The organism is Paenibacillus sp. Leaf72, from assembly GCF_001422685.1.
GTDB lineage: Bacteria > Bacillota > Bacilli > Paenibacillales > Paenibacillaceae > Pristimantibacillus.
On sequence record NZ_LMLV01000035.1, the window covers coordinates 164,221 to 179,959 of the forward strand.

The window sequence follows — 15,739 nt, forward strand, 5'->3', positions numbered from 1 at the left end:
AATGGCGTCCGGAATTCCGGGCGCTTTTTATTTTTGTTGCTGGACTCCTTAAGCGGTCATGGACAGGACTATTTTTTAAAAAGATCAACACTTTGGCCTTCATTTGTTCGTTATTAAAGATTAACATACAGAACGGTTTTAATCCGTTGCTAAACGTACAAAAGCGCTTTCATTTGCCGATTGAGAACGCTCTAAATCCTCCTTATACTATAGTTGTCAGATAGAAAGGATGATCAGAATGGGTAGATTGACAGGTAAAGTAGCCATTATTACAGGGGCGGCCAGCGGCATGGGGCTTGCTGGAGCACAATTATTTGCCAAAGAAGGTGCAAAGGTTGTCGTAACGGATGTAGCCGAGGACGTGCTGCAGGCTAAAGTGAGCGAAATTGTGGAAAATGGCGGAGATGCAATCGCATTGAAGCTGGACGTATCCAGTCCAGAATCGTGGAACGCGGTTGTAGAAGCAACGATTACCAAATACGGAAAAATCGATATTCTCGTTAACAATGCAGGCATTCATATCGCCAAGGGCGTTTTGGAAGCTGAACTGGCGGATTGGGATAAAGTGATGTCCATTAACACTTCAGGCGTATGGCTTGGCATGAAAGCAGTCATTCCGCATATGCAAAAAAATGGACGAGGGTCGATTGTGAATACGTCGTCCATTGCAGCGATTATCGGCGGAATTGCTGATGCGCAGGGTGCGGCATACAGTGCATCCAAAGGTGCGGTACGCTCACTGACTAAACATACGGCACAATGGTTTGCCAAAGATAACATTCGTGTCAATTCCGTTCATCCGGGAGCGGTATTTACGGGGATGGTCGAGAAAGCTGGCATTAAATCGCAGGTTGAAATGGGCGAGCATTACAAGAACCTGGCGCCTTTGCATCCACATGCCGGCGAATCGCTGGATATTGCCTATGCGTACTTGTATTTGGCTTCGGACGAATCCAAGTTCGTAACGGGTATAGAACTGCCTGTCGATGGCGGTTGGATCAGCAACTAACAAGGTATAGAATGATAAGAGCTTCTGGCGATAGCCGGGCTCTTTTTTTTATTTTGCCGGATGTTTAGGCATCTGTTTATTGCCCCAATGCAGGCGGCCAGAGTCTAGGCTTGGCCGAGATTCGAACGGTAAACTTCATGAGAGCGGTTTAATCGCGTAAATTCTAATAACTGCTCTGCCATATAAGAGGAGCTGTATTTAAAATGGCTCTGCACCCATTCGGCAATGAGGCCAAAGACAGCATTAGCCTGATAACAGGCAAGCAGCTCTTTATCAATTTTCGGGTTTGGAGACATTTCAGTAACATCATCCAAATACAACCTTTTGAGCGTTTCGTAAACGGTGTTGCGGAAGTTCGCCAAAATGCTCGTTGTTACCAATAATGTATAAACAGTAGCATTGGCAAGCACGTGATCAAAAATTTTGATGGCTGAAGCACTTAAGCTCTGTATGTCGAAATTTTGATAATGCAAATATGGAGAACGGTAGGACTGGATAAGATCAGTCATCACATCGGCCAAAATATCATCAAGCAGCTCTTCTTTGATCGCATAATGTTTATAAAACGTGCCACGATTCAAATCGGCAGCCTTCACGATATCGGTAATGGAAATATCCTCGAACGATTTACGGAGCATGTTTTCGAGCAGCGCCTGCTTTAGAGCTGCCTTCGACTTGTGGATTCTTCGATCTATGGATGGCGATGAATGGTGCATATATATCCTCCCTCTGTAAAAGCATGTATTCTCAGTCATCCGATTGATTATCATTATACAAGAAAACAATCGATGCCAAAAGACAGAAGGGCTAACCAAGTCAAGCGTGGACGTTTAGCTTTTTTTTGAAGGAAGGTGGTGTTACACTAAATAGGGGAGGCGAATGAAAAATGAACATAACAATCGACCAACAAGACAGTTCCAAGGTTGCCGTTATAGAAAGCTCTGACGTGATCATCCGCGATGTTCAGGATGCGCTGGATTTAATGGCTTCTGTTAATTACAATCACGAATGCCATAAAATCATCCTTCAAAAAGCAAACATAACGGAGGATTTCTTCGAGCTCAAAACTAAGCTGGCTGGAGAGATTTTGCAGAAATATGTGAACTACAAGGTGAAGCTGGCCATCGTTGGAGATTTTGATACTTATGACAGCAAAAGCTTGAAGGATTTTATTTATGAATGCAATAACGGCAAGCAGGTACTATTTTTACGAGACAAACAAGAGGCTGTTAACGCTTTGCACAATATAACTTAACCATACAATCCGAGAAGCCCAGCAGTGCTTATCATTTGACAGATAAAAAATGCGCATGGTAAAATAACCCCAATCTATAGGAACGGGAGGGTTACGTGTGTTAAACTAATTTTTCGATTTTTGGCTCTGCACAACGAATGGAATAGACGTGTTACGGCTATGTTCTGTGCGAAGTAATCGAAGAATGGTTTACCTCATGGTAACCTTATTTAGTTATATGCGAGTAGTGACTGACGATTCGTCTGCCGCTGCTCCTATTCTCGATTACTGAAAGCACAGGCAGCTGGCCTGTGTTTTTTTATATTTTTAGTAATGGAGGAATGAGACGATGAGTGAACAGCTGTTAAGTATAAACGGTGTTAAAATATGTACGGAAAGCTTTGGAGATCCCGCTGATCCAGCTCTATTACTCATTATGGGAGCCCAAGCATCAATGGTATGGTGGGAAGATGAATTTTGTCAGCGTCTTGCAGCGGCTGGACGTTTTGTTATTCGTTATGATAACCGTGACGTTGGGCGTTCTACCGTTTATGAGCTTGGTCAGCCAGCGTATACGTTTGAAGATATGACGGATGATGCGGTTGGTATTCTTGATGCTTACAGCATAAAGCAAGCACATATTGTCGGGATGTCGATGGGAGGCATGCTAACGCAAATTCTCGCTCTGCGCCATCGCGAACGAGTGCTAACCGTCTCGCTTATTGCAACGTCCAATTTTGCAGAGGGTCTTCCTCCAATGGAAGAGAAGGTCGCGCAGTTTTTCGCTAATTCCGAAGAGATCGACTGGTCTAATGATGAAGCGGTGATTGCTTTTGCAGTCAGCAAGTGGAAAGTTTTAGCGGGCTCCAAGCATCCACTTGATGAGGATCGCATTTATGAATTGGCTAAACTAGAGGTAGAAAGAAGCAGCAATATGGCGAGTATAAACAATCATGGCGTGTTGACAGGTGATTTTTCCTATCTGTCCAGAACGGCTGAAATCGATGTCCCTGCGCTCATTATACATGGCACTGAGGACCCGATTATTCCATATGAACATGGAGTTTCACTTGCTGCTGTGATATCTGACTCAATCCTGTTAACTTTGGAGGGCTCGGGGCATGAAATTCATTATGGCGAATGGGATAAGGTAATTGAGGCTATAATTAACCACACATCGTGACCTTAATGACCGAGAGGAGCAGTGGTCGACGTTTCGTCAGCCGCTGCTCCTCTTTTTGGTGAGACGACGAGCATGAGCCAACTCGATGAACATCTTTTCCTGAGGCTATACGATAACCACTATTTTGGCTGTCATGAAGTGTTTCGATTCTAGAGGGGCTGTGCTACAATAGATTAACAAAGTATACCGCTTAACTTGTTCTAATTGCGTTGAAATGGTAACGCTTACAAAAATTATTGTCATTGTAGGGGGTTTAACATGCTTAAGCTAAACAACTGGTACTTCCGGTTGCTTGTATCATATTTTCCAATTTTGGTGCTTACGGTGTCAATGATTATTTTTTTATCGTTCATTGCACTTAATGAGATATCACGGTCCGAGACTGCCAAGGCAGACAACATCACCACCGGCTATGTGGTGGAAAGCGTCGAACGCGCTATACGTGGAGCGGAGTTTAACGCGATGAACGAAGCCGTCAAAAATAAAAGCTACACTGCGTTTTTAAACGGCTCCTCCGAAACGAGCGACAGATACGGCGTCGTTCATAGTTTGCGTTCACTTGTAGAAGAAAACGACTTTATCGAATCGGCCTATCTTTATAGGGAATCCGACGATATGGTGCTTACAGCGAGCGGGCAGACCGAACTGCCGGATTTTGGCGATCGTGATTTTATTCAGCAAGCGAAAAAAAATCTTGATTACCAAGGATGGTCGGCAAGCCGGGAGTATCGGGAATATGACCGGCTAAAGCCCGTCAGGGTCATTACGATGCATAAGCGGACGCCGTTCCCGTTCGGAAAGGAAGGCATATTGGTCATTAATGTCGATTTGTATGCAGTTGAACAAATGATCGGCAGCATGACAAGCCATCAGGTTTCATTCATGCGAATTACCGATGGAGCTAATAAGCCTATTTATCCCGTCAACAATGGCTCAGATGAATCAGGAGGCGGCAGCATTCTGACGACAGTCACTTCGGACTCTCTTGGCTGGACTTTCGAGAGTGGGATTCAGGACGGTCATTTGCTCGGCTGGGTATCGGTCGTATCCTATGCATGGGTCGTTATGGCTATTTTGACATTCGTAGCGGCTATTATCTATATCATTTGGGTAACGCGCCGAAACTACAAGCCGATCCGGTTAATGATGAATCGCATTCAGGCGCTGCAGCTGCGGAGCGGCGACGGGGGAGCGGTTCTGACAGATGATCTGACGATGATTGACCGTGCGCTTGAAAATTTAATCGTGCAGTCGTTGGATCACGAAAAGAAGCAGCGTGAAAGTGTGATGCTTCAGCGCAGGCAGCTTTTTAATGAGCTTATTAGCGGGGAACAAAATGGGCAAACTAATGAGCGGATGCGCAAGCTGGATTTGCTGCCGAGCGCCGGACGGTATGCCGTAATGGTTGTGAAGCTCAACCGTTATGATGATTTTCAGTCCGAAAATACGCTTAACGAGCAAAATGTTCTGAAATTTGCGCTCGGCAATGTTATGCAAGAGCTGGCTCACAACGAAGGCTTGCAGGGCTGGGGAGAATGGCTGGCGCCGGATCTCATCGCCTTTGTGTTTGCGGTTTCGGATGACGAATCCCGAATGCTGGATCAGCTTCGAACTTCTGCAATCGTTGCACAGCAGTGGGTAGGCGAGCATTTGCGTTTCATGCTGTCGATTGGAATTGGTTCAATCGTTGACGAATGGAGCCGTATCGGACAATCTTACCGCGATGCCCTCTCCGGTATGGAATATCAGCTCTGCATCGGACGCGAGGCGGTTACGTTCAGCGGCGATATTCCGCAGGGCAAACAGTACGGTACGTTTCATTACATTCAAATGTGTACCGATTGTGTGCAGGAATTTAGGCAGACGAATGAGAGCTGGCGCAATACGTTTGAGCAATTATTCAAGCGGCTCAATACGGATACGCTCAAGGATGAAGATATTCATTCGCTCATGCAAATATTTATGCAAATGCTCAGCCGTGAGCTGAAGGATTTGTCGGAATCACTGAATGAATTTCTGGAAGGCGATCGCTCATCTGTATTGCTTGCCAAGCTAAAGACTGCCTCGACTTTGGCAGAAATGAAGGAGCAGCTGCTAGAGTATTTGGCTGATCTATTCGATGCATATGTGGCGATGAGCGAGACGAAAAGCTACAAGACGATGATAACGGATATGAGAGCCTACATTCAGGAAAACTTTGCCGATCCAGACCTTTCGCTCAATCATTTGAGTGACCGCTTTCAAATATCGGGCAAGTATGCAAGCTATCTGTTTAAGCTGGAGTACGATATGAAGTTCGTCGATTTTCTTGTGCAGCTTCGAATACAGCAGGCTGAGCGTCTGCTGGCGAATACTGATGAGACCGTTCAAGGAATTGCTCTTCAGGTTGGCTACGCCAATTCGATCACCTTCGGACGGGTATTCAAACGGATAACCGGTGTAACGCCAGGCGAATTCCGAAAGCTCAAAATGCGGCCTTCTGTTTTGAACTAAGGTGTGCGAAGCAATAGGGTTTTAGTTCTTTCACATGTATGTTCATGCGAATTGAAAAGTTGTTTGTTGAAGCGGCAGTCCGAACAAGGAAAGATGTTCGGACTGCTGCTCTATTTGTTTAGCCGGAATATAGTTTACCTGCGGAAATGGCTTTATGACGGGCTTTTTCGGCGTTGATGGAAAACGGTTTATGTCGGGAAAATGATCTATTCTAATCGCCAAAAGCCTTGCTGGGCAAGGGTTCGGCTTAACGGTTTGCCGCGCCGAAACTGGTTTATTGCAAGCGCACTACAAGCCGTGTCATACTGAGGCCACTTCCTAATCACGGTTTGCAAGCGACGATTGAAAGCGCGTTCAAACATGCTTCATTCTTCGGTTCATAATCGAGTACAGGAAACAAATTAACGAAAAAGAAAGAGGGGTTGAATCAAATGATGAAAGTTGTGAAGGGGAAAAAGAAAACCAGCGTTTTGCTAGCACTTACGCTTGCAGGTACTATGCTTCTTGGTGCATGTGGCAGCAACAATGAAACTGGAAACAAAACGACAGGTGGCGAAGCAGCCTCCGGTAAGCCAGTAACACTTAAGGTGGAAGTATTCGATCGTGGCAATTCTCCTTCTGGTTCGACTATTACAAAAAACTATTTGACGACATATGTTCAGGATAACTTCGGGAAGCCAAATAACGTTGACGTGCAATTTGTACCGATTCCACGGTCAGAGGAAGTACAGAAGCTTAACGTTCTAATGGCGAGCGGAAGCGATGTTCCGGATATCGTATTCACTTATGATTCGGGTACGTTTTATCGTTATGCGCAGCAAGGCGGTTTGACTGACCTTGGCGAGCTGCTTGATCAATACGGCCCGAACCTCAAAAAATTTCTAGGCGACGATACGTTAGCTTATGGTAATTATCAAGGTCAGCAATTCGCACTGCCAGCGAAACGTGCGCATTTAGGGAAATATTCATCTTTCGTCCGTCAAGACTGGCTCGATAAGCTAGGCCTGCCTGTGCCGCAAACGACAGATGAGCTTTACACGACTTTGAAAGCGTTTAAAGAAAAAGATCCGGGTCAAACTGGCGGCAAAGTTATTCCGCTCGGAATGGCGCTAGCATCTGCTCAATATGAGCCGCTTCTGTGGTCCTTCATCCAGCCTGTTACTGAAGAACAGCGCTACACGCTGACACAGCAGCTCGGATCCAATGACTTCCCGATCTTGCTTCCTGGCTTTAAAGACGCTTTGCAATTCATGAACAAGCTCTACAATGAAGGGTTAATGAGCAAAGACTTCAGCCTTGATGAAGACAAGAAAAAGCTGAACGAAGACGCAGCTAAAGGCTTGGTCGGTTTCTTCAGTGAAGACGATATGAACCCGTTCTATCCAGATGGTTTGTACTCGACACTGCAAACGAACATTCCTGACGCTAAGCTTTCCTCTGTTGATGTTTACTCGAACTCCGAGGGCAAGCATCCGAAGCCGGAATATGCGCCAGTTGGTCTGTACCTTATGATCCCGAAAAGCAGCAAAAATGCAGTAGAGGCAATTAAGTACCTGGATTGGATGGCTTCGGGAGACAACCTGCTTAACATTCAAAATGGTGTAGCTGGCGAAAACTATGATCTTCAAGACGGTATCCCGGTAGCTAAAGCCGATGCTTCTGATGATATCAAAAATCGCGTATACAACTGGGGTGACATGGCCATTATCTCCAACGGCAAACAGTTGGGTGATACGGAGAAAAACGTAGAGGCTTATGTACTAGGCATGCCTGAGCAATTCCAAGAAGAGACTCGCAAAGCACTGACGATTTCCAGATCTGATACGATCAAGCCGGTCTTGTTCGACCATCCGATCGAAGCCCAAGCCAAATATGGTTCGGCGCTGCGTGACAAGTTCAATGAAATTGTCGTTAAAGCAACGATGGTGAAGCCGGATCAATTCGAAAGCACATTCGAATCGATCATGAAGGATTATATGGCAAACGGCGGTCAAGCGATTTTGGATGAACGCACAAAAGCTTATGAGGCCATGAAATAAAAATAACGCCTGCATTAAGCAGCTCGGAGACGATCGATATTTCTTAAGTCCCGTCTCCGGGCTTAATCGTAAGCAGATAGGAGTGGATAATATTGAACATGCGCGTGTATTTACGCAGATACTGGCAATTATATATGCTGCTTATTTTACCGGTTACCTATTTCTTGGTTTTCAAATACGGACCGATGTACGGCATTATTATTGCGTTTAAGGATTTTAACTTTTTCCAAGGGATTAATGGTTCTGAATGGATCGGGCTTGATGCTTTCAAGGAAGTATTCGCCATGTCGGACTTTTACAAGACACTGCGCAATACGCTCATGCTTAATTTTTTGGATCTGCTTTTTTCTTTCCCTGCTCCTTTGTTTATCGCCATTATGCTATATGAGCTCAAATCAGCTTGGTTCAAAAAGATTTCGCAAACGATTTTGTACATTCCGCATTTCATTTCGTGGGTTATTATCGGCGGGATCGTCTACCAAGTGTTTGGTACGCAATCCGGTATGGTTAACAATTTCGTAACTTCGTTAGGCTTTGAAGCGATTCCTTTTCTTACGGACAAAAGCGATTGGTTAATTACGTATTTAATCGTCGGAGTTTGGCAAAGTGCCGGCTGGGGGACGATCATTTATTTGGCGGCTCTTACAGGCATCAATAGGGAATTGTTCGAGGCGGCTGACGTTGACGGAGCAGGCAGACTGAGAAAAATTTGGAGCATTACGCTGCCATCCTTAAAACCAACGATTGTTACGCTTCTCATTATTAACGTGGGCAATATGATCGCCATCGGATTTGAACGTCCTTATATTATCGGAAATACCGCTGTACGTGATTATTCGGACGTGCTCAGCACCTTCGTATACCGTATCGGCATTGAATCTGGACAATATACGCTTGCTACGGTCGTCGGCTTGTTCCAGGCAGTTGTCGGACTTGTGTTCGTCTTAGGCGCCAACTACTTATCCAAAAAACTGGCAGACCAAAGCATTATTTAAAATATAAACTTTTATTTTCTATGAAAATTGGAAAGGAGCGATAAGACATGAGAGATCAACAGGCCAGCCGATCATTTGATATTGTCAATACGATCGCCATTTTATTATTCGTGCTGCTATGTTTGGCTCCGTTTCTTCATATAATCGCTATCTCGCTCAGCTCAACACGTTCCATCATGTCTGGTGAGGTCAGCCTTATTCCTGTCGAAATCAACTGGGATGCCTACAAGAAGGTATTTTCAGATGCGTCGATGATCCGGTCACTCGGTTTTACCGTTATGCTGACGGTTTTATTTACAATCATGTGCATGATAATGACGATTGCGGCGGCTTACCCGCTTGCTAAAACGAAATTAAAAGGCCGCAAACTGGTGATGTTCATTATTATCATTACGATGTTTTTCAGCGGCGGACTTATTCCAGAGTATATGCTCGTACGCAATTTGGGCTTGCTCGACTCGATATGGGCGCTTATGCTGCCAGGTCTCGTTAGTCCGTTTTATTTGATTATTTTGATCACGTTTTTTCAAAATATTCCCGATTCGCTGGAGGAGTCAGCAGAGATTGACGGAAGCTCGTACCTCCGCACTTTGGTTAGCATTATCGTGCCGCTGTCGCTGCCCGTTATTGCTACGCTGAGCTTGTTTTATGCAGTAGGCCGCTGGAACGGTTTTACGGATACGCTCATGTATATTACGAGTCCAGAGATGTATCCGCTGCAATTGAAGCTTTATCAGCTGGTTCAAAACAACATGGTCAGCGAGCTGCTGGTAATGGAAGGCGCAAATGGACAGGCAAAGCTGCAGCCGGAAAGCTTGAAGGCGGCGAGCGTTATTTTCGCAACTGTGCCAATTATGATTGTCTATCCGTGGCTTCAACGGTATTTCGTTAGTGGCGTTATGCTCGGTGCGGTCAAAGGTTAACCGAATCTATCTTTCAGGAGGAGCTTATGGGAAACGACAAAGGCCAATATTCGTTCTCGACATGCTGGAATATTAAACGTCACAACGTCGGCAGCAGCATGATCGATGAAATTCGGGAGCTCGGCTTTCGCTACGTTGAGCTGAACTATAACGTCACGCAGGAGCTGCTGTCGACGATTGAGCCCATGATTGAACGGGGAGAAATTGGAGTGTCGAGCGTCCACAATACGTTTCCGCATGTTGCGGACCCCGACTATGGTACCGATTCTGTGCTGCTCGGCTTTGAAGACGAGGAAAAGCGGCAGCGTGCAATCGAGCTGCTGATCCGTTCGGCGGAATATGCAAATCGCTATGGAGCGAAGGCGGTTGTCGTGCATCCGGGCGAGGTGCCGTTCGACTATAACATCGATAACGAGCTCAAAAAAATTTACCACGACCAAGGCCCGGAATCCTCTGCTTACTTAAAGCTGTGGAACGAGATGCTGGAGCGCAGGGAATCGTTGTCGGAACATTACCTGCAGCGCATAGGCGATAGTCTGGATGATATTTGCGACCAGATCGCGGCTAAGGGCTGGGACGTATCGATTGGCATTGAAACGCGTTCGCGCTGCTATCAGATGCCGACGCTGCGCGAGGCGAAATCGGTTTTTGACCGGCTGAAGGGTGCACCGGTCGGCTTGTGGTATGATTTTGGCCACGGCATGATGATGGAGCGTATGGGCTTGTACGATAATGCGCGGGATATGGAAGCCATTAAGGACCATGTAGTCGGCATTCACATTCATGAAACGGTTGGATTGTCGGATCACTGGTGTCCGTATGTACACAGCGGCGACATGAGCTATTTCGATCGTTTCCTGCCTATTATCGCAGCAGCTCCTGTGAAGGTGTATGAGCTAAAAGCGGCATGTACACCGGAGGAAATCGAACAGAGCCATGAGCTGCTGCTTGCCAAGCTGTCCGAGCGCGAGGTGTAGGATGATGGACATTAAGCATCTGGCGTCCTATGCCCCACGGCTTTTTTTTGATCAAAAAGAGCCGTTTTATCCGGTGCGGGTCGGTGTTTCCGTCCTGCGCGAAGGCGAGCAATCGCCGTCGTTTCGGCGTAAATTTGAACGGCTGGATGCTATTGTCGATTATGTAATCGAATTCGCGATTTATTGGGATTATGACATTCAGCATCTGTACGAGCTGGAGCATGTATGGATTTATGTAGGCAAGGACGGCGCCGTAGTGGATGCGGAAGCGAGCTTTCACGGCAAATACATGAAGGCGCTGCTGCCTGACCGCTCCAATCTGGAGGGGAAAACAGCAAGCCTGTACTCGCAGCCTGGAAAGCACGCCTTCTCGCCGCTGCCGATTATTTTCGAGCTGCTGCCGAACGTGCGCACTGCTACAGACCGCGATGCCGGGCTGGATGGTCTTACATTGCCGGAGTGGTACAAGGCGCTGGGGCAGTATGATGAAGAGACGAATGTGCTAGTTCGAGCCTATCAGCAGGCGTATCATCGGTTCACGCCATCGTTTGAGTTCGTTCCTTACGAGCTTGCGGAGCGTGAGCCGTTGTTCGTTCCGTGGGAAACGCTGTACGAAGAAATACCTGAGCGAATTGAGGCGGAGCTGGCTATTATTAGGCATACGCTTAGCGGATCAACGGAGAATGAGGAAGGAAGATGAACATGCATGAGAAGCTGGTTGCCGTCAACGATGGCTGGGTCAAGCAAGGAATCGATAATCAAATAATGGACAGCGGCAGCCGCTTCTACGGCGGTGTAGCCGATCCGGACAACGGGGTTGCTTGGCCGACCCACATGGGAACGCCAACGTTTATGGCGATATGGGCATGCTCACTTGTTGATGAAAGCTCCAACTTTTATCATGACGAAAAGCTGCTGCGGCGTTTGGAGCTGGCGGCGGCCTTCACGGTCCGCGAACAGCATGAGGACGGGACGATATCGCCGGGTTGGACCAATATGCATTCACCTCCCGATACCGCGTTCGCGGTCGTTGGACTTGCTCAATTGCATGAACTGCTGGTGCAGCATGAATGGGCGGAGCTTGAGCGTGTTCGAGCGGACATTAGAAAGTTTCTAGAACGGTCTGTACCTGCGCTGCTGACCGGTGGCTGCCATACGCCGAACCATCGTTGGGTGCTGACAGCGGCACTTGCCTTCTTGCATAGGCTGACGGGCAATGCCGAGCTTGTAGCTCGTGCCGACCAGTGGCTGGCTGAAGGCATGGATTGCACGGAGGATGGGGAATGGACGGAACGCAGCAACGGCATTTATAACGGCGTCAGCGACATTATGCTGTTCCATGCGGCCGAGCTGCTTGGCCGGCCTGAGCTCTTGGAGCCGGTTCGCCGCAATCTGCGAATGATGGCCTATCTGATCCATCCTGACGGAGAAGTCGTCACGGATTATTCTGGACGCCAGGACTTTGGTCAAGCATTCGATATGTCCGGCTATACACTCGCTTCCTGCCTTATGGCACAGCGCGATCAGAATGCTTTATTCGCTGCCTTGGCTGAGCTGGGAATCGCAGCGCTTAACCATCCGGGACCCATCCCAAACAATGTTTTGCTCGGATTTTTGCTTCATCCGGAGCTGAGAGAGCCACGTGTGAAAAGCGGCAGTCTGCCAGATCATTACCGGGTTGTCATCAACGGGCAATTTAATCGGCAGCATTATTTAAGTCAGATGGAGTCGGCTGGACATGGCGGGCGGATTTATCACAGCCGTCTGCATCCTGATTTCGGCGCTCCGGTTGCCCGGCAGCGGGATGGGGAAACGAGCGTTACGGTCATGACGGAGACGAATTCGTTTTTCGCGCTTCGACATGGGGCGGCACGGCTGCTTGGTGTGCAGGTCAGCAGCTCGTTTGATCCGGGGTTCATCAAGATGAACCATTTGGAGCAGCTCGAATCCGGCTATGTTCTGACGGGTACGGAATCAAAAGGCTACTACGGGCCGATCGCAACTGATCGTTTGCCTGAAATAGCAAGCCATTCCGTCAGCCCATGGTATTTGCTGCCGCATCAGCTGCGTGAGGTAACACATTTGCAGCAGCATGATGTGCGAATTGAGTTGACGGAAACGTATGATGGCTGGCAGCTGCGTGTTCAATGCGACAAGCCGGATGTGCTGCTAACCCAAATTTCCTTCGTATTCGGGAAGGAAGGGCAATTCGCTGGCGGCGAATTGGCTCCTGCCGAGACAGGTAAGCAATTTTGGAAAGCAGGCACTGTAAAATTTACAGCTGGCGGCGACTGGATTGAGATGGAGGGCGGTGCGCACGAGCATTGGGCCAAATCGATCCGCGGGGCTGCATTCCCGGCAGATTGCCAGACGCTGGTTGTCAACGTGCTGACACCTTATGATCGGACGTTTCATATCCGTTTGTCTCCAAGCGATGGGAATGGGGCAAACGGGCAGTAACCGTATATATGGAGTTGCAGCTAACTGATTGACTATCGCGCTTCAGGAAGATGCTCCCCCAGAAGGGGTGATTACAATATTGTTTGTACTTAAATTGGGGGCGGCTTTGCTGCTTGGGCTGCTGATCGGTGTAGACCGCCAGCTCCGGCACAAGCCGCTTGGCATCAAGACGAGCATGGTGATCGCGGTCGCAAGCTGCTTAATTACGATGGTGTCGATCGAAGCGTCGACTGAGCTTGCCCATCCAGGCATGACTAACATGGACCCGATGCGGCTGGCGGCACAAATTGTGAGCGGCATCGGTTTTATCGGCGCAGGCGTCATCCTGAGAAGAAATAACGATGTCATCTCCGGCCTGACGACAGCTGCAATGGTCTGGTCGGCGTCGGCGCTTGGGATTGCGTCAGGAGCAGGCTTCTATAAAGAAGCGTTCACTGCCGTAGGCTTCATCATCATGGCAGTCAATCTGGTGCCGTTCGTGGTTCGGGCATTAGGACCGAGAAAGCTGCGCGAGCGCGACCTATCGGTCTGCATGACGTTTGACCGTTCGGCTGAGCTGGACGGCTTGATGACGAAAATTCGATCGGAGCACCAGATCAAGCATACGAAAATCAAAGATATTGGCGACGGCCGCAAAGAAATTCAGCTCGTGCTGTCATCGCGGGAATTGCACCCGACAACCTCTGTCTACGAGGATCTTCGGCGCTATAAAAATGTCGTCTCCGTCGAGGTCGAAAACATTAGCTCATAGGAGCATTTTTTCATGTTTGGTAAAGCGCTTAACTTAAAATCGGCTGCCTTCTATTTCACCCGCGAAACGGTAGCTTTGCCGCCAGAGGACGGTGCCAGCCGTTTACACTTGGTCTAGGCGGACTCAGCAGCAGCTATTTGCCCATTTTTAGGCGATTTTGGCGGGCAAGCGGACAGGAAAGCCGTTAATGCGGTTTTTCTCGCTATAAATGATCATAAAGGGGGTGATTAGCGGCTGCTGAGTCCGCGAACCTGCTCATTCCCCTTTATCTGCAACAAATAGCTGCTGCTGTGTCCGCCAAATTTCTATTTGCTTTTCTGTTGTTACTACAGCCTTCATCAGTGCCCGTCCGCGCTACACTCGATTCGTTTGAGCTCCTTTATTGAAAGTCAAAAAATACTTCCTCATCTTTAATAATGATCCACGGGTTTTTATCCAAATCAGCGACGTTTTGCAGCGTATATTTTATATAGAAAATATCGTCTTTCCAATATTCTTTGACATAGACGGCTCTTAAGGCCGCGTCCCCTTTAATCCGCTCTGGCAAGGAGATGTCCACACCAAAATAGTCTTCCTCCTCCTTGCCACGATAGGGGTTATTCTGCAAATATTTTAACCGAATGGAATCTGATGCATTGCGTAAGTAGGCATTTGATTGCAGTTTCTTAAAGGCGTCGAATGAGGCGCATGATTGCGTACATGATTTCGTGAGTTTCTCCGAATGAATCTTAAAATCATAATAGCTTTGCAACGTTTTAATAATAACATCCTCTTCATCGTTTAAAGCAGAAGGATCAGCGAGCTGTTTTTTTCCTGCATAGGAGGCTTGAAAATTTTCGATTTTATTAATATTATCTTTTGCTATAAAAATAGTTCGATTAGTACCTGTATGGTATCCGATATAATAATCAGCTGAAATATCCATTTTAATGAGTGTCAGCGTTTCATTATCCAATGAGACTCTGGACATTTCAATTGTACTCTTCTGAGCTTCGTATTTTGAAATATTAATATATTGCGCATGGATGCCGCTTAGGTATATGGAGAAAATCAATATGATAGCTGTAACGAAAATGATGCTTATCTTTGTTGCCGGTGCATTCATTTTGAAATAGGAAGCGGTTTGATACGAAAAATAAAAAATAAGAAAAAAAGCGCCATAGAAGAATATATTCTGCACGGCCAGCGGTAGATTTGAATCTTTATCCAAGGTTAAAATTTGAAAAACTATCATAGTAATAATAAAACTAAGAAATAAAAGGCCATGAATTAATAATAATAAGGGATGCATACGATTTCGTAAAACGAAATACCGAAAACGTCTAATCCTCACATTTGACCGATTAGGTGCCCTACGAGGCTTTCTCCGATCCTTGCGGGATGCAAGTACAGCTATTGTTACAACAGGAATTGCTAAAAAGAAGGAAATATAAATGCCGTTTATCCAATACAGGCTTTGAGAAACAGGATAAAATGTTAAAATATCTTTGAAAATGAACATATCACCGAAATAAGGTTGAAAAGAGCCTTGTACATACACAAGTCCGGCGGTATAGACGACGAAAGGCACAAACCATAGCTCCTGCAGCAGCTTTAACATGTTCTTCAACTTATCAGGCATTTCAGCAATCTCCCTTACAGCATCTTAGTAAAATAATCCTATCCTTTTTTATCG

13 protein-coding genes are annotated in these 15,739 nt (G+C 46.8%); 11 read left to right on the forward strand and 2 right to left on the reverse strand.

The genetic code is table 11. From position 1 onward, the window contains the following. The first annotated feature begins 238 nt into the window (after positions 1–238). On the forward strand, positions 239–1,009 hold the full coding sequence (locus ASF12_RS32010; protein WP_056043375.1) for an SDR family NAD(P)-dependent oxidoreductase: 771 nt from the start codon (positions 239–241) through the stop codon (positions 1,007–1,009). A 104-nt stretch (positions 1,010–1,113) separates the two neighbouring features. Here ASF12_RS32010 and ASF12_RS32015 read toward each other — a convergent pair whose 3' ends face one another. Further along, on the reverse strand, positions 1,114–1,725 hold the full coding sequence (locus ASF12_RS32015; protein ID WP_056043378.1) for a TetR/AcrR family transcriptional regulator: 612 nt from the start codon (positions 1,723–1,725) through the stop codon (positions 1,114–1,116). Between the two features lie 170 nt (positions 1,726–1,895). Between ASF12_RS32015 and ASF12_RS32020 the strand changes: the two genes are divergently transcribed. The 10 genes from ASF12_RS32020 to ASF12_RS32065 all read left to right on the forward strand — a co-directional run bounded on the left by ASF12_RS32020 (position 1,896) and on the right by ASF12_RS32065 (position 14,064). Next, positions 1,896–2,264: a DUF4180 domain-containing protein gene (locus tag ASF12_RS32020; RefSeq protein WP_056043380.1), complete on the forward strand. Its 369-nt coding sequence runs from the start codon at positions 1,896–1,898 to the stop codon at positions 2,262–2,264. Positions 2,265–2,592: 328 nt separating this feature from the next. After that, positions 2,593–3,426, forward strand: a complete 834-nt coding sequence (locus ASF12_RS32025) for an alpha/beta fold hydrolase (protein WP_056043383.1) — start codon at positions 2,593–2,595, stop codon at positions 3,424–3,426. A 258-nt stretch (positions 3,427–3,684) separates the two neighbouring features. Beyond that, positions 3,685–5,919 carry a helix-turn-helix domain-containing protein gene (locus tag ASF12_RS32030; RefSeq protein ID WP_056043386.1) on the forward strand — a complete coding sequence of 745 codons (2,235 nt, stop codon included), beginning with the start codon at positions 3,685–3,687 and terminating at the stop codon, positions 5,917–5,919. Between the two features lie 434 nt (positions 5,920–6,353). Beyond that, positions 6,354–7,958 (forward strand): extracellular solute-binding protein, encoded by a 1,605-nt coding sequence (locus ASF12_RS32035; protein ID WP_442952570.1) that lies wholly within the window; start codon positions 6,354–6,356, stop codon positions 7,956–7,958. A 98-nt stretch (positions 7,959–8,056) separates the two neighbouring features. Continuing rightward, positions 8,057–8,953, forward strand: a complete 897-nt coding sequence (locus ASF12_RS32040) for an ABC transporter permease (protein WP_056044036.1) — start codon at positions 8,057–8,059, stop codon at positions 8,951–8,953. Positions 8,954–9,000: 47 nt separating this feature from the next. Beyond that, the gene (locus tag ASF12_RS32045) at positions 9,001–9,876 is read left to right on the forward strand and encodes a carbohydrate ABC transporter permease (protein ID WP_056043392.1); all 876 of its coding nucleotides are present in this window, start codon (positions 9,001–9,003) and stop codon (positions 9,874–9,876) included. Between the two features lie 26 nt (positions 9,877–9,902). Further along, positions 9,903–10,853 carry a sugar phosphate isomerase/epimerase family protein gene (locus ASF12_RS32050; protein ID WP_056043395.1) on the forward strand — a complete coding sequence of 317 codons (951 nt, stop codon included), beginning with the start codon at positions 9,903–9,905 and terminating at the stop codon, positions 10,851–10,853. A gap of 1 nt (position 10,854) precedes the next feature. Further along, on the forward strand, positions 10,855–11,553 hold the full coding sequence (locus tag ASF12_RS32055) for a hypothetical protein (RefSeq protein ID WP_327204960.1): 699 nt from the start codon (positions 10,855–10,857) through the stop codon (positions 11,551–11,553). Beyond that, entirely contained in the window at positions 11,550–13,313 is a 1,764-nt protein-coding gene (locus ASF12_RS32060) for a hypothetical protein (protein ID WP_327204961.1), read from the forward strand. Before ASF12_RS32055 ends, ASF12_RS32060 begins: the two co-directional genes overlap by 4 nt. 70 nt (positions 13,314–13,383) lie before the next feature. Next, complete coding sequence (locus ASF12_RS32065; RefSeq protein WP_056044045.1) at positions 13,384–14,064, forward strand: MgtC/SapB family protein; 681 nt, start codon at positions 13,384–13,386, stop codon at positions 14,062–14,064. A gap of 379 nt (positions 14,065–14,443) precedes the next feature. Here the strand turns inward: ASF12_RS32065 and ASF12_RS32070 are convergent, their stop codons facing one another. Then, positions 14,444–15,685, reverse strand: a complete 1,242-nt coding sequence (locus ASF12_RS32070) for a hypothetical protein (RefSeq protein ID WP_056043397.1) — start codon at positions 15,683–15,685, stop codon at positions 14,444–14,446. Positions 15,686–15,739: the final 54 nt, after the last annotated feature.